Raw genomic sequence first — 25,056 nt, forward strand, 5'->3', positions numbered from 1 at the left:
TGTACTCGGCTAGAACCGCAGGTACCGCAGCCTCTATAGGGCTCAATCCGCCATCGGCGCTACCATCTAGTGCATGACTACGACCACGCCATCCTCCGAGCCCGCCGTCGTCTTCGAGCTCACCGGCGACACGGTGACTATTACCGCAGATGGGCTCCGCCTTACCCACACCATCAACACGGCTAGCACCGCCCCCGCGAAGCCCCTTCCGCTTGCCGACGTTGCCGAGGTCGCATCAGCAAGTAAAAACGGTGCCTACACTCCGGCCAACCGCTTCTTCCCCGGCACGGTAGACCTCGGAGTAACTTTGCCCAAGGCCCGTGTGATGTCTCATCGCCAGGCAGCGGCGCAGTTGCTGGCAGACCTCATGGCGGAGATGGCCAAGAATCCGGAGTTCTACAGCTCAGCAGATGCTTTTACTTCCACGTTGATGCCGTGGGTGGCACAGCGCGCGGCGGTCACCGAAGGCGTGAGTGTGGTTGAGGGCGCGGGCGACGTCGTAAAGCACTCTGTGCCTTTTGCGCCGCTTCCTTCGGGGGATGAGGTTGCGGTGTCGGACATCGCACCGTTTGCGGCGTTCGATGTAGAGACAGCGAACGAAGACACCGGCTCGATTATTCAGCTTGGCGTTGCGGTCGTGCGTGGCGGGAAGGTGACGGAGCGTTATTCCTGGATGTGCCGTCCGCCAAAGGGGTTGGAGTATTTTGATGAAGCCAATGTCGCGATTCATGGCATCACGGCAGCAGATGTGGCCGGTGAGCCGTCATTTCCGGAGCAGCTGGCGAAGTTTGTTGACATCGTCGGGGATTTGGACGTAGTTGCTCACAATGCGCGGTTTGATTTCACAGCCCTGTCGCGGGCGTGCCGGGCTGAGGGCGTCGCGGCACCAAAGTTGAATTTTGCGTGTACTTATATGTGGGCTCGGCAGATGCAGTTGGGGCTGCCCAACTTGAAGCTGCCGACGTTGGCGGAGGCCGCTGGAGCGTCGCTGGAGAATCATCATGATGCGACGGCGGATGCGGTCGCATGTGCTGAGGTAGCGCTGTGGTTGATGGAGCAGCAGCACGCGACATCGGTGGCTGATTTGAGCAAGAAGGTCTCGCTGAGCTTGGGCCAGATTGGCAGTGGACGAGTGCGGATGGTGCGCTATGACCCGTCTGGCGTCGCCAGCACTGGAGCCGGAACCAACGCGGGCACTGGTGCTAGTGCTGGTGCGCAGTCCCGCAGTTCCGCGCCGTCACGTCGGCCGCGTCGCAATGCGAAATGGGATGCAGCCAAGACACCGGACACCATTCCAGACCCGAATCCGGACGCGGATCCAAGCGGCCTTCTGTACCAGCAGCGTGTGACACTGACGGGCGATTTTGCACCGTATGACAAGGGTTTTCTGTGGGACAAGATTGCCTTTGCAGGTGCGAATATCAATAAGGGTGTTACGAAGAAAACAACCATATTGGTCGCCGGTCCGTGGGATTCGGTGACGTCGAAGGAGAAGAGGGCTCGACAGCTGCAGGCCGAAGGCCAGGAAATCCAGATTTGGAGCGAGAAGGAGCTCTTTACTGCACTCGGGCTGAATCCGGAAGAGGATGGCGCGTCCGAAACAGGAGACACTGCGGAAGGGACACCTAGCGCCAGCGACGGAAACAACTCCAGTGAGTCGGTTCCGTTGTTTGGTTCCACTTCCCTGCCCGGCGATGACGGAATGCCGCCCTTCTAGGCCACGTTCACGGAAAGAGATTCGCATTCGGACGGCGGGCGCAGGCTCTGGGTCTAGCTGCTGCCACAGCGGTCAGGCAGCAGCTTTTCCTGGTGGGCGGTATAAAGGGGAACATGAGTCGCCGACCAATTACGTCCACCTACCGTCTCCAACTCCGTGGCCCCAAGGCCGATCCAAACGGGCGCGCTTTCACGTTCGCTGACGCGGCTGAACAGGTCGGCTACTTGGCAGACCTCGGAATTTCACACCTGTATCTGTCGCCTATCCTCACTTCCGTGCCGGAGTCGAACCATGGCTACGATGTCATCGATCCGACGACTGTGAACCCGGAGCTCGGCGGCATGGAAGAGCTGCAGAAGCTCGCGCAGGTGGCGCACAAGGCCGGTCTGGGCATCATTATCGACCTGGTACCGAACCACCTCGGTGTGGAGGAGCCCAAGCTCAATGCCTGGTGGTGGGACGTTCTGACCTATGGCAAGGATTCTCAGTTCGAGCCCTACTTCGACATCGACTGGCACGAGGACAACGGTGCCAACGGCAAGATGGGGTTGCCGATTCTGGGCTCCCCGGAAGATATCGACAAGCTGGAGCTCGACACCTCTGGCGACGAGCCACTTCTGCGCTACTACGACAATGAATTCCCGGTGCGCCCTGGCACCGAGGACGGCACCCCGCAGGAAGTACATGATCGCCAGGCCTATCGCCTGATGTACTGGAAGGACGGGGTCATTGGCTACCGTCGATTCTTCAGCGTCAACGGTCTGGCTGGCATCCGCCAGGAAAACCCGGTGGTATTCGAGCACACACACCGCATCATCCGCGAGCTGCTAGCTGCGGACATCATTGACGGTGTCCGCATTGACCACCCGGATGGTCTCAGCGACCCGTTCGGCTACCTCAGTGAGCTGCGCCGTCTACTCGGCGATGACAAGTGGCTGGTTATCGAGAAGATTCTGGGTGCCGAAGAGCCACTGGATCCGAGGCTCCAGGTTGACGGCACCACGGGTTACGACGCCCTGCGTGAGTTCGACAATGTCTTCGTCAACCGCGACTCCCGAGACGCCATGAGCATGTTGGCTCTGCAGCAGTCCGGCTCAACCTGGGACAAGACTGCCGTGCAGGCAACCGCACAAGCTCTCAAACACGATGTCGCGGCTCACGAGCTGGCTGCGGAGGTTCGTCGTCTAGCGCGGGCTCTACGCCGGGACAACTGGTCTATCAGCGGCACCAGCGTCAGCGATGAAGTGCTTATCGACACCATCTGCAAGCTGGTCGCGGCCATGCCTGTCTACCGTTCGGACTATGTCTCCCTGTCGCGAGTGGCTTCCACGGTCATTGGTGAAATGGCAGCGCGTTTCCCCTCGCGCGTCTTTGCTCTCGACCTCATTTCGGCAGGTTTGGTAGCCGGTGGTGAGGCCGCCACGCGGTTCGCGCAGGTCTGTGGTGCGGTCATGGCAAAGGGTGTCGAGGACACCACCTTCTACCGCGCCTGTCGCCTGATCAGCCTAAACGAAGTCGGCGGTGATCTCGGTCGCTACGGCATGTCGGCAGCGGAATTCCACCTGTTGCAGTCGGAACGTGCTCGCCTCTGGCCACGAACCATGACCACGCTGTCCACGCACGACACCAAGCGCGGCGAAGATGTCCGAGCCCGCATTCTCCAGCTCTCCGATGTCTCCGGCGACTGGGCTGAAAATGTTCGCAACTGGATGGCCATCACCCCCGCCCCGGACGATGCCACCGGCTACTTCCTGCTGCAGAACATCATCGGAGTCTGGCCGACCGACGGCGTAATTACCGATGAACTGCGCGAACGCCTCCACGACTACGCCATCAAGGCTATCCGCGAGGCAGATGTGCACACCTCCTGGACGGAGCCGGTCGAGGAGTTCGAACTCGGCATCCGCAGCTGGATTGACGCGCTTCTCGACGGCCCCCTGACCGACTCCATCACAGAGTTCGTCCGCTCCATTGCGCCAGCTGCCCTGACCACGTCTCTGTCGCGCAAGCTCCTCCAGCTTGTCGGCCCCGGCATCCCCGATACCTACCAGGGGACGGAGTTCACCGAGGACTCCCTGGTTGATCCCGACAACCGCCGCTTCGTCGACTACGATGCGCGCGTCGCGGCGCTGGATAAGGTTGCCCGCGATGAGGTCACGTCGGTGACTAAGAGTCCAGAGCACCCAGCTGAGCTGCCGGAGGACTTTACGGATGCCGATGCGGACGTCGCAAAGCTGATGGTGACTCACCACGGCGTGAAGCTGCGTGCGGAGCGCCCGGAGTCCTTCGTCGGCGGTGCCTACCAGCCAGTATTCGCCGTTGGTGTGGGCGAGCGTCACCTGGTCGGTGCAGCACGTGGACCGAAGGGCGAGCCGGAAGATGTTATCGCGCTGGTGACGCGCCGTCCGCTGGGGCTGCAGCGCGAAGGCGGTTGGGGCGACACTACAGTGACACTTCCCAAGGGATTCTGGACCGACCGTTTCACCGGCCATACCTGGTCGGGCACCATCGCCGTGGCTTCTCTGTTCAGCTCCTTCCCAGTGGCACTGCTGGTACGCGAGGACGATGACGACTAATCGGATGAAGGATTCGCTTGCCGACGATTCCCGCGAGCAGACCCGCAAGGCTCAGTTGGCGGAGGATCGAGAGGTTACACGTGCGCTGCAGTCGAAGTACGACTCGTGGGCAACTCGGCACCCCACTGCCGCACAGGACTTTGTCGATGCGATTAAAGAGATTCTCTCCGATGCCGGTTTGGCCTTTGACAATGTCACGGCGCGGGTGAAGTCTTTCCGCTCATTGCGGCAGAAGGCCCTGCGTCGTGAAGCGGACGGCAGCTACGTCTACCCTGACCCGTGGCACGATATCCACGACATCATCGGCGTGCGTGTAACCACGTACCATTCGACGGAGATTCCCGCGATTATGGATGCGCTGGGAGATTCGCTGACTGTGCTGCGCACGATCGACAAGACCGCGGAGACACGAATCAGCGGCCGGTTGGGATACGGCTCCCAGCACTTGATCTGCAAGGTGTCGACGGCGGCGCCGTCAGAGCTAGCTCCATATGCGGATATGCAGTTTGAGGTGCAACTGCGCACTGTGCTGCAGCATGCGTGGGCGGAGTTTGAGCACGATATTCGTTACAAGGCCCCTGAGGGAGCGACAGACCCGCGGATTGATAGAGCTTTTGCGCTGGCCGCTGGCCTTATTGAGCTCGCGGATCAGCAGTTCGACCAAGTCGTTGCCGTGCTGGAGGAATCTACGCCAGACGATTCCGCGCAAGGAGAGGGCGAACAGCCCTCAGTTCCGGCAAAGACCACAGCCGATGACATTGTGGTGACTGAGGAAACCCTACCCGGAGTGCTGACGATGTTGCTTCCCGATGCACCCCGCTCGAAATCAGAGCATTACGGCTGGGCAGAAGAACTGCTGGAGCGCAATGGCATTCGCACTGTCGGGCAGCTGCGAGAGCTACTTAATCCGCAGCGTCTCAGCGCGGTAAGCAAGGCCATGAAGTACCGCTTTAACCCAGGTCATGTGCGTGTTATCGATGACCTGCTACTAGCGGCTCGCGGCGACAAGCACATCAAGGCCACTGCGGATACCAGCCATAACCCGAAGCGCCGACCAGCTCGTTTGCGCGCACGATTGCAGCAACTAGCTGAGGCCGGGATGCCTATGAGCGACGTCCCCGAAGACGATCGAGCTGACGGCGATCGCGCTTCGTAGGCCGCCCGGCACCGCGGTCGCGCATCGGCATCGATGCGAGAATCTCCCTCGGAGGCGGTGGCGGAGAGTGGTCGATATAGCACTGCCTGGCCACCGGAGCTCCGACCCGCTTCTTCACAGTCTTGGTGACCTCAACAATGTGTTCGCGGTGGTTTGCCCACAATCGCACTCTGTCCCCTGGGACGACTAGAACTGAGGGCTTCACGGCCTCGCCGTTGACTTTGACGTGGCCGCCACGGCACGCATCTGCGGCCAATGAGCGAGTTTTCAGCAACCTGACCGCCCAGATCCAGGCATCGATACGCACTGGTTCGGTAGACAATTGCTGCTGAGCAGGCATTTACTGCGGATCCTTGTAGTTGACGATCCGCTGAACCTTTTGCCAATTGAGAAAACCACCGACCAGGCCGACTACTGCCAGGATGAGGAATAGCGACATGCTTCCGGCTAGAAGTCCGAGCACTGCACCGCCGACGACACCGCTGCCTGCCCATACAACGGCATTGCGGGAGTACTTTCGCACCGCGTTCTTGCGGAGCTCAATGGGGTTCTGAGGTTGGGGCTGAAGATAGCTCATGGAGTACATATTAGAGCGTTCTGGTCGCCCTGACGCATCGCATAGGTCGATAGGGCGTACAATTCGGGAAAAATCCCGACAGATATAGCAAGCCTGCTAAATATTCCTATTTGAGTAGGTAATTAATACAATGGCGTAGCTAGGTTGCTAGAGTTAGCGCTATGACAGAAACTGTCCGCCCCCGCCACCGTATGGTCGACCGCGTTGCGGCGATCCTCGAACTCGTTGCGCGCTCTAACGAAGGTCTAACCCTCACAGACATCGCCCACACGTTGAACTATCCGCTCAGTACCACGCAGGGCCTTGTCAACGGTCTGACTGTGACAGGTTACCTTGACGAGTCCAACAAGCGTTACACGCTCGGCATGGCGCCGTTTCTGCTCAATGTCATGGCCGGTCGTCGCATGGTCCACGTTCCGACGGCCGAGCTTGAGGCGATTCACAACGAAACTGGCTTGATTACCGTGCTGGCACTGCCGGTTGGTGGCAAGCTTTTCTACCTCAAAACCGTCGGTGAATCCATGCGCTACCAGTACCTGACGGAGAACTTCCTGCCACGCTCGCTGCTGCGCACCTCTGCAGGTTGGGTTTTGATGAGTCGGTTTGAAAAGCGCGAACTGTGGTCCTACCTGAACTCTGCGCGACCGGAAGACCAGGTTTATGTGGATGATTTCCTCCGCCAGGCTGGGGAAATCGCAGAGACCGGCGTCTGTGCTGCCCCGGGTATTGCCGAAGGCGGTGGCGTCGATGGTGTCTCTATCGCAGTGGAGGAAGACGGCGCTACTGTGGCAGCGGTCTGTGTCTTCGGTCGGCCGGAAAAGATTGCGGAAAACAAGGACGAACTGGTGGAAATTCTCAAGCGTCATCGCGGCGCACACAACGGCGAGGAGTCCCCGAACCAGGGTTAGTGGCTGTTAGGCGCGCAGGTCCCACCAGATTTCGCCACCGTCCGTAGACGGCTCGCTAGCTCCCTTAGTCAGCGCCTGCATTTCGCCGTCAAGCTGGGCAATCCCATCGGCAGTCACTGCGATGGAAAACTCCACGTGCTGCCCCCACCGCGTTTCCACAATCTCGTAGCCGCGAGCACGCAATTCTGCCTCGATGCGACCGGCATCTGCAGCGGAGACACTCACTACTCTTAAGGCTCTTTGCACTCGACGCATGCGCGTGACTTTTTCTAGACACTCTGAGACCGAATCCGAATAAGCCCTTACAAGCCCGCCCGTGCCCAATTTGATGCCGCCAAAATAGCGGATTACTACGGCGGTGACATTCGTCATTCCAGAGCCTTGGAGCACATCGAGCATCGGGCGCCCTGCCGTGCCACCAGGTTCACCGTCATCTGAGGATCGCTCCACCCGATTTCCTCCGACGACCTCATGAATGTATGCGCTGCAGTGGTGGCGAGCATCCGGGTACTCCGCCTTGGCCAAATTAATGACCTCTCGGGCGCTATCTTCGTCGTCGGCACGCGCAATCCACGTAATGAAGCGCGATTTCTTAATCTCGATTTCATTCGTGACGATGTCACCGTCGGCGGGGACAATCAGCTCGATGTCACGCTGATTCTGCGTCGCTTCGGTCGAAGTGGATGGCTCGGTGGTCATAGTGTCCATTGTTGCGTATGGGCTTCGTGCACACCCAATCACCGTCGGTCGCTACTATCTCGACCTCACCTTGGGCTCACCTCAAATCCGCAGTGGTCGAAAAAGTTTCACTGTGTCAATCCGCTGACTGACCTACCATGGTGCTCATGAGCAACTACCGAGTCTGGGCCCCGTACGCTTCCGAAGTCCGTCTGTTGTTGGGTAATCCTGACGCGCCTGCGATTTTTGATATGCATCCAATCGCTGATGCCACCCATGGCTACAGCGCCAACTCTGGTTGGTTCGAAGCTGATGTGGCTCGCACACCGGGGGATCGCTACGCCTTTTCGCTGCGGGCACATGCGGGATACGGCGCGCCTAACGGCGAATCGGGGGACGGCTCCTCCCCCGCTGTCGGTGACTGGACAATACCGCTGCCAGATCCGCGTTCCCAGTCCCAGCCGGATGGTCCGCATGGTTTCTCCGAGGTCGTTGACTTGAGTGCCTATAAGTGGAAGGACTCGGCCTGGTCGGGCCGGATTCTGCCAGGAGGTCTGATTTATGAGTTGCATGTGGGTACCTTCAGCGATTCTGGCAATTTCGAAGGTTTGGTGGAACATCTAGACCACCTGATTGAGCTGGGGGTGACACACATTGAGCTGATGCCAGTGCAGCCTTTCGGCGGTGACCGTAATTGGGGCTATGACGGTGTGTCCTGGCACAGTGTGCACGAGGGCTACGGTGGCCCACGAGGCCTACAGAAGCTGATTGATACGTGCCATCGCAAGGGGTTGGCCGTCATTTTGGATGTGGTCTATAACCACTTCGGTCCAGACGGCAACTATGTGGGATTTTTCGGGCCCTACACCGCTGGTGGTTCGACGGGTTGGGGTGAGGTTGTCAATCTCACCGGCGACAACTCTGATGAGGTGCGTGCCTACATTTTGGATGCAGTGCGCCAATGGTTGGTGGATTACCACGTCGACGGTCTGCGCCTGGATGCAGTCCATGCTCTGCATGATGAGGGGGCATTCCACATTCTGGAGCAGATGCAGGTTGTCGCAGACACTGTCGCAGCCGAGACTGGTATTCCGCGTTCCTTGATTGCAGAGTCCGATCAAAATGATCCGCGCTTGGTCCGCCCGCGGGCTGCCGGTGGCTTTGGCCTCAACGCTCAGTGGGATGATGACGTCCACCATGCGCTGCACACATTGATCTCTGATGAAGACCACGCCTACTACTCGGACTTTGGTTCGGTGGAAGCGCTGGCTAGCGCTTTGGAAACCGGCTTCTGGCACACGGGCACAATGTCGACATTCCGCGGTCGTACTCACGGCCGTCCCTTTGACCTGTCTGTCCAGCCCATGCATGCTTTTGTGACGTACACAACCACGCATGATCAAACGGGTAACCGCGCTGTCGGTGACCGTCCGTCCATGAACCTCACCCCGGCGCAGCAGGTTTTAAAGGCAGCAGTTATCGCATGCAGTCCTTTCACCCCGATGCTCTTCCAAGGTGAGGAATGGGGTGCCTCTACCCCATTTGCTTTCTTCTGCTCCCATGAAGATCCGGAGCTGCAACGGCTCACGCGCGAGGGACGCCTACGTGAATTTGCCCGTGCCGGGTGGGATCCGAAAGAGGTATTCGATCCGTCGGATCCAGAGACCTTTAATCGCTCGAAGCTCAATTGGCAGGAGGTCTCGGAGGGCGCGCACGCCACTATTCTGTCGGCCTACCGCGATCTCTTCGCGCTGCGGAAGTCTCACCCGTCGCTTCGCACTCCGTGGTCAGCATCTGTAGTGACCGAGTATGACGAGGACAATCGGTGCCTTGTTGTTGTGCGCAGTCAGGATGAGCGCGAAATGGGTGCCCGAGGCTCAGATGCCTTTGAAACTGTCGCTTTGGTCGCGAACTTCTCAGACGCCGAAACCAGCGTCAACTTGGATTCCGAGTTCGGTTCCGCCCACCTGCTGCACACTTTTGAAGACGCAGCAGCCAGCATCGTCAATGACGAAGCTGCTGGTCCCGAAATCTCGCTTCCAGCGTGGGGCTACGCTGTCGTCTCGCTCAGCTAGTCAGACAGGCTAGTCCTCCACGTCAGCCGTGCCTTCAGCATCCGCGTCGGCCGCAGCGTCAGCATCAGCGTCGGTCGCAGCGTCAGTATCAGCGTCGGCCGCAGCGTCAGCATCAGCTTCGACATCAGCACCCGACTCGGGTGCTGGCCACGGCAGCTCGGTGACATCACCGTGGAGGGCGTGAGCCACCAACGCGTCTGCGATGAGAATATCGCTCATCACCAACGTCGGAACCAGGTCCGCCAGCTGAGCCCACATCGGAATCAGCTCACGGACAGCGGCGACACTGGCATTAGAGTTCTCAGCCTGAGTGCGGGCCAATACGCGGGCAGCCACTGCAATAAGCAGTGACGTTCCCGGCACCAGAGTCCAGTGCAGCGAAGGATCATCCGCATCGATGCCATCGAGCTTGTGGAAGCGCACATTGACCGCCTTGCGCAGTCGTGGAGATGCCTTCGACACCGTCTTAAACAACACCCGCGAGGCAGCGGCAAGCTGGGTCATCACACCGGATTCCACAATCTCAGCGCGATTGCGTACCACTTCGTAAATTGCGGTGAAGCGAGCGTCATCGTCGGTCAGCGGACCCGGGACCATGCGGTAAGAATCAAAGACCTGCGACAAAATAGCGCTAGCCTGTGCTTCCGGCAGCGCGGTAATCTGCACCGAGCTCTGGTCGATAGTCGCGGACTCCAGAGTAGTGTCCTGGCCACTGGCAGCAATGTCCAGCAGTCCCTGGCCACCAGTAGTACGTAGGTAATCCAGCTGTCGAGAACGGTCCACGCTCTCATCGGTGAGATCCGCCAATGCTGCCAAGGCACCGAGCCACGGCACACGGCGACGCCCCGGCACCGGCTTAGTAGCGCTGAAGTCTCCCAGCACGAGTCCGGAGGCGATAAACATACCCGGCTGATCGTCCAACGCGATGACTGAGCGGTTCAACGCAGCCAGACCGGCGCGCGGTTCAGCACGCAGGATCGCGCCCAGCATAGGAGCGGCCAACAGCGGATTCGCCTGCGCCATGTCGGTTGCACGACCAGCGCGCAAGGTCGCCAGTAGCGTCCACAAACGTGCGAGCTGCTCCTGATTTAGCTTGCCCCACAGTTCCTGCGCGCGAGCAACGGGATTGGTGTCCTCGCTGTCGAGGTCGACAGCCTCGGCATCATCAACATGATGCAAAATGGTCGACCCGGCCGCCGGCCACTGCGGATGGCGTTCCTTTTCTACGCCGAGAGTCACCTGCGCGACGAATGGGCCAAGGCCGCGGAGCTCGTCGGGAAGCTCGCATTCACCCTCCACGACTTCCAGGGCGACGGGTTCGCGCCACGGCTGACCGGCGGCCCAGAGCCACAGGGTCATCGGCAAGTGCGAAACATCGTCAGCGACATCAACCTCGATGATGTCAGTGGCTTCATCGTTGAAGGCAATCTGACGGATGGCATCGCGGGAGGAAGCCTCCACCAGCGGTACAGACAGGCGCTTACGTCCCGTCACACGAGTCCAGTCCAAGCTGATACGCAAGGCCTTCAGCAGAGAGATACGGTCGGCAAACTTGCCGAACTCCGCGTAGCCAGTATCGCCGAAACGCTTGATGGGGACGCGACAGATGTCGCGCTCACCGCTGGAAACTGCAACATGCGCATGGCGAAGCTCGCCCGGGGCATTGACGACAATCTTGCCGAAGGCATCGACACGCTTCGGGCGGGTGACCAAGGTAGTGGTGCGGCGGGCGACGGATTCGTCGGCAAGCGGAACCTCAAACTGCAGAGTGCCTGGCGTGACCTGCAACTGCAGCCATGCGCCCTCGTCGGTGGAAAGCTCGACGGTACCGGTGATTTCGTCCGCCCCGAGGCGCACGATAGCGGGCTCGGCGTCAAGCGGCTTGTCACCGGAGACAACGCGGATGTCAGCGGGGCTCAGACCATCGATGGTCGGGATGCGGAAGCCGTCACCACCACCGCTGTAAGTAATCGTGAGGTCAGCCTGCTCCGCAATGGCGAAGTGCTTCTGGAAGCTGCGGCCACGCGGATTGACCAGGCGAACCACGAACTCGCCGACCCACGGGTAATCATCATCGGTAAGAATCTCAACCTCGCCACCCGCGGCGGGTACCTCGAGGTCATAGACCATGACGGAATCCGTGGTAAACGCACCATAGCCGCCAAACTCGGTGACGATGGCACGCCAGGACTCGTCCTTTCCGGACAGCGTCGGCGGGAACACAGCGACCGGACCGCCAGCGTAAACCGGGGTACCGTAGGCAGACACCGCGCCGTCGAGACGCGCGTGAGGCATGGTCATTCGCGGTTGACGCTGAGGTGATGCCGACCGAACCTCGCCAGCCGCCCCGGACCGACGAACCTGAACTGCATGAACATCGCGAAGATCGATCTCAGCGACTTGCCACAGCTCCCAGTTGAATGGGCGCGGGTCCGATAGCAATGGCACCTCAGCACCCGTGACGGGGTCAACGAGTGTGGCATCAACGGGGTAGACCACTGTAGCGGAGGTCGAGTGCAGCGATACCTTATCCGTGACCGACTGACCGTCGGCACCGAAAATGAGAATCGGGTCCTCAGTGCTAATCGCCGGGACTCGCCAGTGCTTCTCATCGCCGATTTCCACCAGCACATCGCGCACCGGCTCATCAATGGTCACCACTGGACGTGGCAGCGAATCCTGCAGGCCCACCACCGGCGTCGTTGCTACCGTGCCGCCGAAGGTGACGCGCCAGGTCCGCCCCGCCGGGTCCAGCGGCGTCGGTAGCTGTACGCCAACGGTCTGTGTCAGCTCATCGAAGTACAGCTGTGGGCGGCCGGTCGTTGCCACCACGCCCACGGCTTCACGACGGTTCGCAGTACCCGCCGGACGCATACGCAGCTCTTCACGCGCAGCGGCCACCAGTATGGGCGGAAGGCCCGCATCGAGCTGGCCCAGCTCTTCCCGAGCTTCCCAGTTGGCCGGATCAGCGGCGGTGGCAATGGCGTAACCGAGGGTTGCCTTAAACAACTTGTGTGCCTGGCGGGGTGCCGTCCTGGCCAACTGACGCAGCGCCAGCGGGTAGGCACCATCTTCCGCCTCCGCGATTTCGGTCAGCAGCCCCTCGAGCAGCGGATGTACCTTCGACAACGCCTGTACCAGGTCATTGGCCGAAGGATTGGTCAGCTCCGCTACCCCGGCAAGTTCCTCGCAGCGCTCGATAATCAGTGGCATCACCGATAGCTGCACACCCGCGTGCAGCAGAAGCACCTGTGCCGCTTGCTGCAGCTCATCCGAATCGGCCTGGTCGCTGTCTACGTCGTTAGGCAAACCGGCATTGGCTAGCATTGTCGGCACTGTGGCGGCGAGGTGGGCAATAAGCGCGCCGGTAGTGTCAGCGTCTGGATTCAGCTGCAAAGCGGCCGGCCAGTCCAGCCACATTTCGCTTGCCGACGCAACACGCGCGGCGCGCCCTACCAGCGAGGCAAGGGTGACCAGCGGGTGATTGTCAACGACGCTCTTCGCAGCATCAATATCGGCAGCGGTACCACCAGCCAGATGATGGGCCAGGAGCGTTCCCAAGAAGCGGTCGATACGCTCAACCTCGTCCATCGACAGCCCTGACCAGACAAACAGTGGCTCAACTTTGGCCTGCGTGGCAGATTCCAGCAGCCCTGGAATCCGGGTGGCCAGATCCTGCTCTGCGGCAGCCAGCCACATTTCGACAATCACGGTATTTTCCACTCGGACACCCTGGTCGACACTGCTTGCCCCAGTCATAGTGGGTGGACGCTCCCCTTCGCTACAAAGCTTGTTCGAAAAGATTCATTTAATTAATGGACCTGGGAGGACTCCCTCGGAAGTTTCCCAGCTGGACCCAGCAAGTCTAGGTCAAAAAGTCATACTCTGGTGTGCCGGGCACCAGTCGGCGACACTTCAGCGGCGAGGCATCCATGCGTGCCAGCAATTCCTCGAGGTCAGAAGCATGACGCAGCTCAATACCGACGAGGGCCGCACCAGTTTCGCGGTTGTTACGCTTGAGGTACTCGAACTGCGAGATGTCGTCATCCGGGCCGAGAACATCGCTGAGGAACATACGCAGCTGGCCGGGCTTCTGCGGGAAGTTCACCAGGAAGTAGTGTTTGAGGCCGCGGTAGACCAGCGAGCGCTCCATGATCTCGGCATAGCGCAGCACGTCGTTATTACCACCCGAGATGATGCAGACAACAACCTCGTCCGGCTCAAACTGCATCTGCTCCAGAGCTGCCACAGACAGCGCACCGGCCGGCTCAGCGATAATCCCTTCGTTCTGATAAAGATCCAGCTGCGCCTCACAGACCGCGCCCTCTGGCGCAATCATCGGATGAACGCGGTTGCGGTTGGCCTCCAGGATGTGCCATGGCAGGTCACCAAAGCGGGCCACCGCGGCGCCGTCGACGAACGGGTCGGTGTGCCCCAACGTAATCGGGCCGTTGTTCTCCAGGGCTGCGCGCATACAGGCCGCGCCCGCAGGTTCCACGCCCATGACCTGGGTGTTCGGCGACATATCCGACAGGTACGAGGTGACACCGCTGAGCAGACCACCGCCGCCGACCGGTACGCAGATGGTATCCAGAGTCAACCCCTGACCGGAGAGCTGCGCAATGATTTCAGCTGCGACAGTGCCTTGTCCGACGATGGTGTTGAAAGAGTCGAATGGCTCCACCATGGTTGCACCAGTGCGCTGTGCGTCGGCACGAGCAGCAGCGGCGGCCTCATCGAAAGAGTCTCCGACAACGACAATCTCAACGGCATCGCGGCCGTGGTATGCGATACGGTCGCGCTTCTGCTTCGGCGTGGCATTGGGCACATAGATGCGCCCCTTAATACCCAGCTGACGGCATGCGTAGGCCACGCCTTGAGCGTGGTTTCCTGCAGATGCCGCAACGACGCCTGCTGCCCGCTCTTCGTCGGTGACTTGGACCATGGCGTTGTAGGCACCGCGAATCTTGTACGAGCGCACGTCCTGGAGGTCTTCCCGCTTGAGGAATACCTTAGCGCCGGTAATTTCGGAAAGACGTGGGCTGAACTGCAGCGGAGTGGCCGCAATAACCGAAGAAATTCGTGCCTGCGCAATCTGAATATCGGCCGCGTGGACAAGTCGGCGTTCGGGCTGGGAAGCAGGCACAGAATTCTCACTCATGAGCTATGACTCTACTCGGTCATACAATCGGTTGCGACAATCAGGGCCACGATAAGCTACCCCAAAATACTGGCCCCAATCGTCGCCTTCAAATCACCAATCAAGCTGGCGTCCCGGTCGACCCGCAAGTGCTCGCCGAGAACCAAAGTGGTGTGGGAATCGCCGTCGACAAGCTTGAGATAAACGTCGGAGTCGCCGGGGTTATCCAACAGGACTGACTTCAGCTTGGCAATCATCTCCGGTGTGCACTGATCAGTGCGCATGGTCAGACGCAACGGCGCCGAAGTGGAGCCATTGCGGCCAAGATCCGGCAGCTTTAGGTCATCACAGACCACACTCATGCGGTCATCGCGGTACTGAACGCGAGCACGAATAAGCACGATGGCATCTTCAGCAATGCTGGTGGCAATCATCGCGTAGGTTCTCGCAAAAGCCATAACCTCCACGCGCGCGCCGTTGTGGTCCTCAATACCGATAATCGCCCATGGCTGACCGTTCTTATTCACGCGACGGTCAACGCTGGAGACAATGCCACCAATAGTGATTTCGGTGTTGTTAGCGACCTCCCCACCGACGACCGTGGTCAAAGCGGTATCGGTCTGCGCGGCCAGCGATTCTTCGAACCCATCGAGTGGATGACCGGAGACATAGAGGCCCAGCATTTCTCGTTCCAGGGTCAGCTCGTGCTTGCGATCCCAATTTTCATCCGGCACACGGATTTCAAAGATGCCCTCCGAACCGGTGTCCTCTTCGCCACCGAAGCCCGCAAACAGGTCGAACTGTCCCTTGTCTGCAGCCTTCTTGGTCGACAGCACCGAGTCAATGGCTTCTTCGTGAATGAGCGCAAGGCCCTTTCGTGGGTGCCCAAGCGAGTCGAAAGCGCCAGCCTTAATCAGCGACTCGGTGATGCGCTTGTTGCATGGCAGCGTTTCAATCTTGTCCAGGTAGTCCGAGAAGGACGTGAACTTGCCCTTCTCCTCGCGCGTCTTCACAATCGACGCGACCACATCATGGCCAACGTTACGGATAGCGCCGAGGCCGAAGCGAATATCTTCACCGACCGGCTCGAAATCCATACCCGACTCATTGACATCCGGCGGCAGCACCTTAATGCCAAGGTGGCGACAGTCCGACAGATAAATAGCCAGCTTGTTCTTATCATCCGCCACCGAGGTCAACAGCGCCGCCATGTACTCAGCGGTGTAGTTGGCCTTCAGATACGCGGTCCAGTAGGACACTAGGCCATAGCCCGCCGCGTGGGACTTGTTAAACGCGTACGAGGCGAAGGGCAGAATAATATCCCACAGCTTCTGGACAGCATCCTTGGAGAAACCATTTTCCAACATGCCGCCTTCGAAGTTCACGAACTCCTTGGCCAGCACCTCGGGCTTCTTCTTACCCATGGCCTTACGGAAACCATCTGCTTGCCCCGCGGTGTAATTCGCCAGCTTCTGCGAGATCTTCATGATCTGCTCCTGGTACACGATCAGGCCGTGCGTTTCTTCCAGGATTTCCTTCAGCTGCTCATCCAGCTCCGGGTGGATGGCGTTGTAGGGCTTGCGGCCATTCTTAATATCTGCGTAGTCAAAGTGCGCGTTCACGCCCATCGGGCCCGGACGGTATAGCGCCAGCGATGCGACAATGTCCTCGAAACCCGTCGGTTGCATACGCTTGAGCAGCTCACGCATGCCGCCACCATCAAGCTGGAACACACCGAGGGTGTCACCGCGCGACAGCAGCTCGTAGACCTTTGGGTCATCGGTCTCAAGCTCATCGAGCATTATTGTCTCGTCCCGGTTGGAGTTGATGTGCTCAATACAGTCACCGATAACCGTCAGGTTTCGAAGACCCAAGAAGTCCATCTTCAACAGACCAATGGCTTCACATGCCGGGTAGTCCCAGCCGGTGATAATCGCACCGTCAGCCTGTCGTTTCCACATCGGGATGTGATCCAAGAGTGGCACCGACGCCATCACCACGGCACAGGCGTGCACGCCGGTCTGCCTAACGACGCCCTCGAGACCACGAGCCGTCTCGTAAATTCGAGCCACATCCGGGTCGGTTTCAATAAGCTGCCGAACCTCGGCGGCCTCGCCGTAGCGTGGGTGCTCCGGGTCGACAATACCGCTCAGCGGAATGTCCTTAGCCATAATCGCAGGCGGCAGCGCCTTAGTAATGCGGTCTGCAATCTGGTAACCCGGCTGACCGAACTGCACACGCGCCGAGTCCTTCAGAGCCTGCTTGGTCTTCACCGTACCGAAGGTGACCACCTGCGCGACCTTGTCCTCACCCCAGCGATCGGCCGCGTAGCGAATCATTTCATCGCGGCGGCGGTCGTCGAAGTCGATATCGATATCCGGCGCGGACGGACGCTCTGGGTTCAGGAATCGCTCGAAAAGAAGACCGTGCTCAATCGGGTCGATATTGGTGATCCACGTCGCGTATGCAACCAGGGAACCGGCAGCGGAACCACGCCCCGGACCGACCTTGATGCCCACCTCGCGGGCATGGCGAATAAGCTCCGCCACGATGAGGAAGTACGACGGGTAGCCCTTACCGTCAATAACCTCAATCTCATACTCCGCGCGCCGGATGTATTCCTCCGGAACTTCGCGGCCCTCAAAGCGCTTGCGCAGGCCCTCCATCACGTTGTGATGCAGCCACGTCGTCGGTGTCTCCCCCTCCGGCACGTCGGCCTTCGGCATGCGGTCGTGCGGATGCTCTTCCCACAGCTCGTCGTAGTCCTCGACGCGCTCAGCGATGAGCAGCGTGTTATCGCAGGCACCCGGAACTAGATGGTCCCAGGTAGCGCGCATTTCTTCAGCGGACTTAATGAAGTAGCCGTCACCGTCGAACTTAAAACGGTCCGGGTCATTGAGCGTCTTACCCGTCTGCACGCAGAGCATAGCCTCGTGAGCCTTGGCCTGGTCACGGGTGACATAGTGGCAGTCATTAGTAACCAGCGGCGGCAGGTTCAGCTTCCGCCCAATCTCCAGTAGCTCACTGCGCACACGGGTCTCAATATCCAGCCCGTGATCCATCAGTTCAAGGAAGTAGTTTTCCTTGCCGTAGATGTCCTGCCACATACCGGCGGCCTGCAGAGCCTCGTCGAACTGCCCCAGGCGCAGACGAGTCTGCACATCACCAGACGGGCAACCAGTGGTTGCGATAATGCCCTCGGCGCGTTCCGCCACTAACTCGGCATCCATACGCGGGTACTTACTAATTTGCCCCTCATATGACGCCATCGACGACAGGTAGAACAGGTTCCGCAGACCCTGCGCATTCGCGGCCAACATGGTCTGGTGCAAGTAGGAACCGCGACCGGAGACGTCATCTCGACGCTGATGCGGTTCACCCCACTGAATGCGCTTTTTATTAAAACGACTCTCCGGCGCCATATAGGCCTCAATGCCGATGATCGGCTTGACGCCCTTGGACTTCATCTGCCGATAGAAAGCATTTGAGCCAAACATATTGCCGTGGTCGGTGACACCGACCGCAGGCATTCCCTGTCGCGCAACCTCGTCGGCAAGCAAATCAATCTTCGCCATACCGTCGAGCATGGAGTACTCGGTGTGATTGTGGAGGTGCACGAAGGAGGAGTTAGCCATGAGTCCAGATTGTAGACAATCGCCCGGACTGAACACGATTCCTTCGAACACTCAAAATGAAGCAGCCCCTTATGTCTGCACAGTTATGGCTAAAGATGTGTTTAACATCACCGCACCACTTACTTTACTTTTCAAAACCAGTTGACAATACTCGACACCACGGTTTGTGAGGAAGTCCTCATATTTCCTCGCGGCCATAGAGAAACGCACTGCCCTCGAGCAAAGAACCAAAGGAGCAATACAGTGTTCGCACCACTTTCCGATGGCCACTTCACCTACTTCCCCAAGCCCGAGCTTGACGAGGTTCTTGCAACCATCGACCGCCGCCCCGTTGCTGCCGGCTACCTCGTCGATGGCGATGTCATCACCTCCAACATGGATGCCGCCCGCTACAGCTGGCTGGTCTAATAAAGCACAGACCCGGGAAATTCTGACTTTCTTTTCAAAATCAAAGACAGTACAGGTTTCCAATGATTACGTTTTAGGGCATGAAACTTTCTCGAGCTTCTGCCCCGGAGTCCTCGGACACATCCCTCCCGGCTCCGACATCGATGTCTCACCTGCCTGAGGCGCTGCCGCCGCTGATGCCCCAGACAGCCCGCCCGCCACTAGCTACCGACACGCTACTTAACTGCACTTCCCTTCCCGCAGTCGTCGTCGACCTCGCGGCGGTCGAAGCCAATGCCCGCGATATGCTCCGCCGTGCAAACGGGATGCCTATTCGCGTGGCCTCGAAATCGATTCGCATTCCACAGCTTATTTCGCACGTCCTGGCCTTCCCCGGTTTCCAGGGCGTGCTTGCATATTCGCTGGCAGAAGCGCTGTACCTATTCCGAGAAGGCATTAGTGACGACATCGTCGTCGCCTACCCAACACTTGACGCCCGCGCGATCTCAGAGCTTGCCGACGATGATGCAGCGCGTGCCGCCATCTGCGTAATGGTTGACCGTCCCGAGCATCTGGAGGCGCTGGCGACGTCGGCAAGCGAAAATGCGCCAATCCGCGTGTGCATGGACGTCGATGCGTCCTTTCGCCCCCTCCCCGGCGTGCATATCGGTACGCTGCGCTCCAGCCTGTTCTCGCCGAAGCAGGCAGCGGCGTTTGCCAAGCAGATCATTGCCCGTCCGGAGCTGCAGCTGGCGGGAATCATGATGTATGAGGGGCACATTGCCGGAGTGGGCGATGCCGGACACTCCCTGCGTGCTCGGGCGATTCGCCTCATGCAAGCCGTGTCCAGGAAGGAGCTGGCGAAGCGCCGCGCGAAGGTTGTCGCTGCAGTCGAGAAAGTGGCGGGACCACTGGAGTTTGTCAACGGCGGTGGCACGGGGTCGTTGGAGTCGACGTGCGCCGAAGCCGCAGTAACCGAGGCAGCGGCGGGGTCGGGATTCCTGGCACCAACACTGTTCGATAACTATCGCGCATTCAATCTGCGCCCGGCGTCCTGGTTTGTGTTGCCGGCGACGCGACGCCCTAAGAAGGGCGTGGTCACGGTGTCCGGCGGTGGTCGAATTGCCTCTGGGCCGGCGGGAGATGACCGGCTGCCAATTCCCTGGTACCCCACTGGCTTGCGCTACGCGACAGAGGAAGGCCCCGGTGAGGTGCAGACTCCGTTGCTCGGCAAGAGCGCCGATGCACTTTCGCTGGGAGATCCCGTGTGGTTCCGCCACGCCAAGGCCGGCGAAATAGCCGAGCACGCACAAGAAGTCATTGCAGTTCGAGATGGCGCCATCATCGCCCACTGGCCCACGTACCGAGGAAAGGGATTGATCTTCACATGAGCAATTCACGCAACAACGCCCGCTTCACAGTCTCCACAGTTGAGTCCCGCGTACCACGCGTACGTCGGCGTGCGCAGGCGAAAGCTGCTGCCAACTCGCGGTGGAACAATTGGGCTCACACTCAGTCGTGCACCCCGTCCTATATGCATCAGCCGCACGATGACGAGGGCGTCATCTCGGTAATTAAGGCAGCGAAGACCGACGGCACTACGGTGCGTCCGCTGGGAGCCGGTCATTCCTTTACGTCCGTGGCCACCACCGATGGGCATCGCATTCAACTCGACCGCTGCGCTGGCCTGGTCGAACTGGACGCGGCCAACCAAACCGCCACGCTGCGTGCCGGCACTCGCCTGCGCGACACTCCAGGTATTCTGCGCCCACTCGGTTGGGCGCTTCCCAACCAGGGCGACGTCGATCCACAGTCGCTGGCCGGCGCTATCTCTACTGGCACGCACGGCACCGGCCTTGGGTTCACCGGCTTCGCAGGCACCGTTAAGGGATTCAAGATTGTCACCGCGGATGGCGTCGTCAGGCACTGTCATCCGGACGCTGAGGGAATCGACGGCGAGCTCTACCGCCTCGGACGGCTGGGGCTGGGTGTCTTCGGCGTGCTCACGGAGGTCACGATGTCCGTTGTACCGGCGTTTGATCTGCATGCCGACGAGCATCGCGAAGAGTTTGACTCCCTGCGCAAGAGCTTCGCCGAGCGTTGCAAAGAAGCTGACCACCTGGAGTTTTTCTGGTTCCCGGGACAGCGCGAGACGCTGGTCAAGCACAATACTCGCATCGAACCGCAGCGCCACCGCCGCCCGAGCCGCAATAGCCTGAAGCAGCGCCTGGGCAGCGCGCGCACGTATCTTAACGACGAAGTCGTCAACAACATGGGACTCTTGGCGTGCTGCGAGATTGCCAAAGCCATTCCCGCTACGACCGATACCATCAACCGGATTGCCACCAACACAGTGCCCGAGCGCCGCTACTCCAACGAGGCGCACAAGGTCTTTGTCTCGCCGCGCCGCGTTCGTTTCTCCGAGATGGAGTACTCCGTCCCGCTCGAGGCCGCTTCCGATGTCCTCGGAGAAATCCGCGACGCGATTGCCCGCAAGAGGATGAAAATCTCCTTCCCCATCGAGGTGCGCTCCGCAAAAGCCGATGATGTGGCCCTGTCAACTGCGTACGGCCGCGACAGTGCCTACATCGCCATCCACCGCTACTGGAAGGAAAACTACCGAGAGTACTTCAACCTCATTGAGCCGATTTTCAAGGCCCACGAAGGTCGCCCGCACTGGGGCAAATTGCACACGCTCCGCGCGGAGGATTTCGCAGAACGCTATCCACTCTTCGGCGAGGTCCAGGCGTTACGCGAAAAGGTCGACCCGCAGGGAATCTTCCTCAACGAGCACCTGCGCGACCTTTTCTGCTAACTGTCTGCCGGCTTTACGACGTCCCGGGTAACCGCCCCATCCGTCTGGTCGGCGGCATCGTCGGGAACCGTGGCCGGTTCAATGCCAGCCTTGCGGAGTTCCCGGCGTACCCGACGCTGACGGCGCATCTTCAGGATGAGGTCGCAGATGAACAGCGCGACGGCACCCCAGATGATGAAGAAGCCAATCCAGCGCTCCGGCTCGAGCTCCTCGCCGAGCACGGTGACTGCCAAAGTGATCTGGAGAACCGGCGTGATGTACTGCATCAGGCCCAAGGTGGCTAGTGGCAGGCGCTTGGCACCTTCGCCGAAGAGCAGCAACGGAATGGCGGTAGCAACACCGGCGCTCATCATGAGCAGCGTGTGGCCGGTTCCTTCGGAGGTAAAGGTGCTCTGCCCGTTGGAGCTCAACCAGAAGATGTAGGCCAGCGCGATCGGTGTGATTACAGCGGACTCGGCCGTCAGCGACGCTGCCGAGGAAAGCGATACCCGCTTCTTCATTAGTCCGTAAAAACCGAAACTGAACGCCAGCGCCAGCGCACCCAACGGCGGATGTCCCACACCGATAGTGAGAACAATGACCGCAATGGTTGCCAAGATGACACTGCCGAGCTGCAACCGCGAGATGCTTTCACGGAAGAAAATCATCGCCAACAAAACGCTGACCAGCGGGTTAATGAAGTAGCCGAGTGCGGCCTCCGCCACCTGCCCATTGTTGACCAGGTAGACGTACACGCCCCAGTTGACGGAGATCAACAGTGCGGCAATAAAAATAGTGCCCCACGTCTTGGCGCTCGCGGCCTTCAGCTCTGGCCATGCGCGCATGAAGCTGAGGGCAATGGCCATAAAGACAAGCGTCCAGACGAATCGATGCGCCAAAATCTCCACGGCCCCCGCCGGCTCCAGCAGCGGAAAGTAGAGCGGAAACAGCGCCCACAAAAGGTACGCACCGAATGCCTGAATCACTGTTGACTGACTCCTTTTCGTTCTCGTTGAAACTGACTGCGTACTGGCGGCGTACTGACGGCAGAGTTCTAGCCGCTTCATCCTAGTCTTTTGGATTTGGGCACTTAGTTCTGGCTTCTATTAGTTCTGGCTCAGCCCCGGCGCAAAAAGCGGATCTTTATCCGTGAAACCGGAACTCAGCACCGGTCGGATACCAAAACGGCCGCGTGCCGCATCTGATGGCAGCGCCTCGACTGCTTTAACAGCAGGCAGTTTCTTGACATTCATCAACGCCTCAGCGTCTCCATAGACCAGTAAACCGTTGAAGCCGAGCCGTTCGTCGTCAATCGCGACGTCTGCGTAGGCAGCCGCTAACTCCAGTTGATCTTGCAGCAGCTTTTCTTCACTCGCCGTTTTGCTCGGCTGCGGCAAATACCGGGTACTCACGCCACCGATGATTGCAGTCGATACTCGCAGAGAGGGCTCTTTTTCATAGACCTGTGCCGCTTCTTGCGCATCGAGCAGCCGGTCAAAAGTCACCATCGCCCAGAACTTCGGGTCCTCCACGACTGGCTGGCCGTTCTTTAGCTGGTAGTCTTCCTTCTTCATATTCTCGAGGGACTCGTCGGCACGCTCTACGTACTGCTCGGTTGCTTCCCACGGGTCTGGACCGAGCGCATCGCCGTTGATATTCTGCGGCTTGCTCACGCGATCGGATGTCGAAGCGACTGCTAAAACAATCACCAATACGACAACACAGAAACCTGAGATTAGTGCCATCACTGGCGAAATACTGCCGTCACCGGTGCTTTTCGCACGAGTTTCGGGGCGCGCTCGATTCTTGGATCCCAATGGAGTCTGCGTCATGCGCCCTGCCTCAAAACTTCCAATGCGTGGTTCAAATCATCTGGGTATGGACATTCGATTTCCATCCAGCGACCATCTGCCGGATGGTGGAAACCAAGCGAGACAGCATGAAGCCACTGGCGGTTAAGCCCAAGCCGCTGGGCCAATGCCGGATCGGAACCGTACATGGGATCGCCACAACATGGGTGATTCAGCGCAGAGAAGTGCACACGAATTTGGTGCGTGCGCCCAGTCTCTAGATTCACTTTCAACAGCGTTGCTGGGGCGAAAGCCTCAAGCGTTTCGTAGTGCGTCACAGCATGTTTGCCATCCTGACGGACGGCAAAGCGCCACCCCGCCGAAGGATGACGGCCAATCGGAGCATCAATTGTCCCCGACAGCGGATCCGGATGCCCCTGAACCAGAGCGTGATAGGTCTTCGACACCTCACGGTTTTTGAACGCCCGCTTGAGCACGGAGTAGCCCCGCTCTGAGCAGGCGACAACCATCACGCCAGAGGTGCCAACATCCAGGCGATGCACGATGCCTTTTCGCTCGGGCGGACCGGAGGTAGAAATGCGGAAACCAGCAGCCGCCAGCCCGCCGATAACCGTTGGACCTTCCCAACCGACCGACGGATGCGCAGCCACGCCAACAGGCTTGTGAACAGCTACCAAATCGGAGTCGTGGTAGAGCACGTCCATGCCCTCGACGAGTTCCTCTTTGGGAACCAATGGCTTTTCCACGGGCGGTAACAACACGGAGAGGAAAGCGTTTTCTTCCAGTCGGTCGGACTTGCCCACGCTCACGCCATCAACCGTGATGTCCCCAGCCGCTGCCAAATCAGCCACCGCTGTGCGCGAGAGCCCCAGCAACTTAGCCACACCGGCATCTACCCGCATTCCGGCCAAGCCCGGTGGAACGGGCATCTGCCGGGTTTCTCGGTCGGGCTGGTGCGCTCCCCCGAGTGCTGCACCGCGATTTAATGCATTGTCGTTCACTGCTGTCCTCCCTCCGCCGACTGCTTCTGATTCTTCTGAGCAGATTTCTTCTCCGCTGCAATCTGATCAGCGAAGAGATCCGGCTCCTTGGAAAAAACCATCCAGATAACGAGGATAATAACGCCCACTGTAATCGCGGAGTCCGCGATATTAAATACGGCAAAACCCTTAACCGACAGGAAATCGACGACGTGGCCGACGTAGAAACCGGGTTCCCGAAACAGCCTATCGATGAGGTTGCCCAGCGCACCACCAGCAATAAGCCCCGCCGCAGTCGCCGATATAGGACTGCGCAACCAATGGGAAAAGCACATCACAGCCAGGATGTAAACCAGCTGCAACGTAGTAAAAACCCAGGTGGCGTTCGTGCCAAAGGAAAAGGCTGCACCGGGGTTAAAAACGAGCCGCAACTCGAAGAGATCGCCAATGACCTGCACCGCAGGACGGCCATCGAGAGTCTTCAAAGCGATAATCTTGGTCAGCTGATCGATAATCGCAACTGACACAATAACCGCAGCGAGAATCCCCCGCCGCGGGAAATATGTCCTCGTTTCCTTCTTAGTCACTGTCCCATAATGGCCTAACAAACCCATATTCAGCC

Annotated in this window: 18 protein-coding genes; 8 read left to right on the forward strand and 10 right to left on the reverse strand. The window is 59.4% G+C overall.

What is annotated here, in order from left to right; genetic code table 11:
- The first annotated feature begins 73 nt into the window (after positions 1-73).
- From HMPREF2847_RS01945 to HMPREF2847_RS01955, 3 genes are all read left to right on the forward strand, one after another.
- Positions 74-1,717 (forward strand): exonuclease domain-containing protein, encoded by a 1,644-nt coding sequence (locus tag HMPREF2847_RS01945; protein WP_070851347.1) that lies wholly within the window; start codon positions 74-76, stop codon positions 1,715-1,717.
- A gap of 113 nt (positions 1,718-1,830) precedes the next feature.
- Positions 1,831-4,293 (forward strand): malto-oligosyltrehalose synthase, encoded by a 2,463-nt coding sequence (gene treY / locus HMPREF2847_RS01950; RefSeq protein WP_070851348.1) that lies wholly within the window; start codon positions 1,831-1,833, stop codon positions 4,291-4,293.
- Positions 4,283-5,449, forward strand: a complete 1,167-nt coding sequence (locus HMPREF2847_RS01955) for a GTP pyrophosphokinase (RefSeq protein ID WP_070600824.1) — start codon at positions 4,283-4,285, stop codon at positions 5,447-5,449. The genes treY and HMPREF2847_RS01955 overlap by 11 nt, the downstream gene beginning before the upstream one ends.
- Here HMPREF2847_RS01955 and HMPREF2847_RS11200 read toward each other — a convergent pair.
- The gene (locus tag HMPREF2847_RS11200; protein WP_016422972.1) at positions 5,397-5,789 is read right to left on the reverse strand and encodes an RNA-binding S4 domain-containing protein; all 393 of its coding nucleotides are present in this window, start codon (positions 5,787-5,789) and stop codon (positions 5,397-5,399) included. The genes HMPREF2847_RS01955 and HMPREF2847_RS11200 overlap by 53 nt on opposite strands.
- Positions 5,790-6,035: a hypothetical protein gene (locus HMPREF2847_RS01960; RefSeq protein ID WP_005510313.1), complete on the reverse strand. Its 246-nt coding sequence runs from the start codon at positions 6,033-6,035 to the stop codon at positions 5,790-5,792.
- 152 nt (positions 6,036-6,187) lie between these two features.
- Between HMPREF2847_RS01960 and HMPREF2847_RS01965 the strand changes: the two genes are divergently transcribed.
- Positions 6,188-6,934 (forward strand): helix-turn-helix domain-containing protein, encoded by a 747-nt coding sequence (locus HMPREF2847_RS01965; RefSeq protein WP_048734728.1) that lies wholly within the window; start codon positions 6,188-6,190, stop codon positions 6,932-6,934.
- A 6-nt stretch (positions 6,935-6,940) separates the two neighbouring features.
- On the opposite strand, the gene HMPREF2847_RS01970 is transcribed toward HMPREF2847_RS01965, so the two are convergent.
- Complete coding sequence (locus HMPREF2847_RS01970) at positions 6,941-7,642, reverse strand: YigZ family protein (protein ID WP_187401131.1); 702 nt, start codon at positions 7,640-7,642, stop codon at positions 6,941-6,943.
- Between the two features lie 128 nt (positions 7,643-7,770).
- On the opposite strand from HMPREF2847_RS01970, the gene treZ reads away from it, so the two are divergent.
- Positions 7,771-9,687 (forward strand): malto-oligosyltrehalose trehalohydrolase, encoded by a 1,917-nt coding sequence (gene treZ, locus HMPREF2847_RS01975; protein ID WP_070851349.1) that lies wholly within the window; start codon positions 7,771-7,773, stop codon positions 9,685-9,687.
- A 9-nt stretch (positions 9,688-9,696) separates the two neighbouring features.
- Here the strand turns inward: treZ and HMPREF2847_RS01980 are convergent, their stop codons facing one another.
- The 3 genes from HMPREF2847_RS01980 to dnaE all read right to left on the reverse strand — a co-directional run bounded on the left by HMPREF2847_RS01980 (position 9,697) and on the right by dnaE (position 18,462).
- Complete coding sequence (locus HMPREF2847_RS01980) at positions 9,697-13,446, reverse strand: hypothetical protein (RefSeq protein ID WP_246821904.1); 3,750 nt, start codon at positions 13,444-13,446, stop codon at positions 9,697-9,699.
- 106 nt (positions 13,447-13,552) lie between these two features.
- The gene (gene ilvA / locus HMPREF2847_RS01985; RefSeq protein ID WP_070851350.1) at positions 13,553-14,848 is read right to left on the reverse strand and encodes a threonine ammonia-lyase IlvA; all 1,296 of its coding nucleotides are present in this window, start codon (positions 14,846-14,848) and stop codon (positions 13,553-13,555) included.
- A 56-nt stretch (positions 14,849-14,904) separates the two neighbouring features.
- On the reverse strand, positions 14,905-18,462 hold the full coding sequence (dnaE, locus tag HMPREF2847_RS01990; protein ID WP_070851351.1) for a DNA polymerase III subunit alpha: 3,558 nt from the start codon (positions 18,460-18,462) through the stop codon (positions 14,905-14,907).
- A 243-nt stretch (positions 18,463-18,705) separates the two neighbouring features.
- Between dnaE and HMPREF2847_RS11540 the strand changes: the two genes are divergently transcribed.
- The 3 genes from HMPREF2847_RS11540 (at position 18,706) to HMPREF2847_RS02000 (ending at position 21,664) form a co-directional block, all read left to right on the forward strand.
- Positions 18,706-18,870 (forward strand): hypothetical protein, encoded by a 165-nt coding sequence (locus HMPREF2847_RS11540; protein WP_005510327.1) that lies wholly within the window; start codon positions 18,706-18,708, stop codon positions 18,868-18,870.
- An 80-nt stretch (positions 18,871-18,950) separates the two neighbouring features.
- On the forward strand, positions 18,951-20,240 hold the full coding sequence (locus HMPREF2847_RS01995) for an alanine racemase (protein WP_070851352.1): 1,290 nt from the start codon (positions 18,951-18,953) through the stop codon (positions 20,238-20,240).
- Complete coding sequence (locus HMPREF2847_RS02000; protein ID WP_070851353.1) at positions 20,237-21,664, forward strand: D-arabinono-1,4-lactone oxidase; 1,428 nt, start codon at positions 20,237-20,239, stop codon at positions 21,662-21,664. The genes HMPREF2847_RS01995 and HMPREF2847_RS02000 overlap by 4 nt, the downstream gene beginning before the upstream one ends.
- Here HMPREF2847_RS02000 and rarD read toward each other — a convergent pair.
- The 4 genes from rarD to lspA all read right to left on the reverse strand — a co-directional run bounded on the left by rarD (position 21,661) and on the right by lspA (position 25,021).
- Positions 21,661-22,629, reverse strand: coding sequence for an EamA family transporter RarD (rarD, locus tag HMPREF2847_RS02005; RefSeq protein ID WP_070851354.1), 969 nt, complete (start codon positions 22,627-22,629; stop codon positions 21,661-21,663). The genes HMPREF2847_RS02000 and rarD overlap by 4 nt on opposite strands.
- A 120-nt stretch (positions 22,630-22,749) precedes the next feature.
- The gene (locus HMPREF2847_RS02010) at positions 22,750-23,475 is read right to left on the reverse strand and encodes a hypothetical protein (protein WP_038625766.1); all 726 of its coding nucleotides are present in this window, start codon (positions 23,473-23,475) and stop codon (positions 22,750-22,752) included.
- Positions 23,472-24,383, reverse strand: a complete 912-nt coding sequence (locus HMPREF2847_RS02015; protein WP_070831731.1) for an RluA family pseudouridine synthase — start codon at positions 24,381-24,383, stop codon at positions 23,472-23,474. The genes HMPREF2847_RS02010 and HMPREF2847_RS02015 overlap by 4 nt, the downstream gene beginning before the upstream one ends.
- Before the next feature lie 68 nt (positions 24,384-24,451).
- Complete coding sequence (lspA, locus tag HMPREF2847_RS02020) at positions 24,452-25,021, reverse strand: signal peptidase II (protein WP_070851355.1); 570 nt, start codon at positions 25,019-25,021, stop codon at positions 24,452-24,454.
- Between the last annotated feature and the right edge of the window lie 35 nt (positions 25,022-25,056).

Origin of the sequence: Corynebacterium sp. HMSC074C03 (assembly GCF_001838285.1) — a bacterium.
In the GTDB taxonomy this organism is placed as follows: Bacteria; Actinomycetota; Actinomycetes; order Mycobacteriales; family Mycobacteriaceae; genus Corynebacterium; species Corynebacterium amycolatum.

What these genes read in the sequence shown, in the direction of transcription:
- HMPREF2847_RS01945 (WP_070851347.1), top strand. Translation starts at nt 74, where the DNA reads ATGACTACGACCACGCCATCCTCCGAGCCCGCCGTCGTCTTCGAGCTC.
- treY (WP_070851348.1), top strand. Translation starts at nt 1,831, where the DNA reads ATGAGTCGCCGACCAATTACGTCCACCTACCGTCTCCAACTCCGTGGC.
- HMPREF2847_RS01955 (WP_070600824.1), top strand. Translation starts at nt 4,283, where the DNA reads ATGACGACTAATCGGATGAAGGATTCGCTTGCCGACGATTCCCGCGAG.
- HMPREF2847_RS11200 (WP_016422972.1), bottom strand. Translation starts at nt 5,789, where the DNA reads ATGCCTGCTCAGCAGCAATTGTCTACCGAACCAGTGCGTATCGATGCC.
- HMPREF2847_RS01960 (WP_005510313.1), bottom strand. Translation starts at nt 6,035, where the DNA reads ATGTACTCCATGAGCTATCTTCAGCCCCAACCTCAGAACCCCATTGAG.
- HMPREF2847_RS01965 (WP_048734728.1), top strand. Translation starts at nt 6,188, where the DNA reads ATGACAGAAACTGTCCGCCCCCGCCACCGTATGGTCGACCGCGTTGCG.
- HMPREF2847_RS01970 (WP_187401131.1), bottom strand. Translation starts at nt 7,642, where the DNA reads ATGGACACTATGACCACCGAGCCATCCACTTCGACCGAAGCGACGCAG.
- treZ (WP_070851349.1), top strand. Translation starts at nt 7,771, where the DNA reads ATGGTGCTCATGAGCAACTACCGAGTCTGGGCCCCGTACGCTTCCGAA.
- HMPREF2847_RS01980 (WP_246821904.1), bottom strand. Translation starts at nt 13,446, where the DNA reads ATGACTGGGGCAAGCAGTGTCGACCAGGGTGTCCGAGTGGAAAATACC.
- ilvA (WP_070851350.1), bottom strand. Translation starts at nt 14,848, where the DNA reads ATGAGTGAGAATTCTGTGCCTGCTTCCCAGCCCGAACGCCGACTTGTC.
- dnaE (WP_070851351.1), bottom strand. Translation starts at nt 18,462, where the DNA reads ATGGCTAACTCCTCCTTCGTGCACCTCCACAATCACACCGAGTACTCC.
- HMPREF2847_RS01995 (WP_070851352.1), top strand. Translation starts at nt 18,951, where the DNA reads ATGAAACTTTCTCGAGCTTCTGCCCCGGAGTCCTCGGACACATCCCTC.
- HMPREF2847_RS02000 (WP_070851353.1), top strand. Translation starts at nt 20,237, where the DNA reads ATGAGCAATTCACGCAACAACGCCCGCTTCACAGTCTCCACAGTTGAG.
- HMPREF2847_RS02010 (WP_038625766.1), bottom strand. Translation starts at nt 23,475, where the DNA reads ATGACGCAGACTCCATTGGGATCCAAGAATCGAGCGCGCCCCGAAACT.
- HMPREF2847_RS02015 (WP_070831731.1), bottom strand. Translation starts at nt 24,383, where the DNA reads ATGCCCGTTCCACCGGGCTTGGCCGGAATGCGGGTAGATGCCGGTGTG.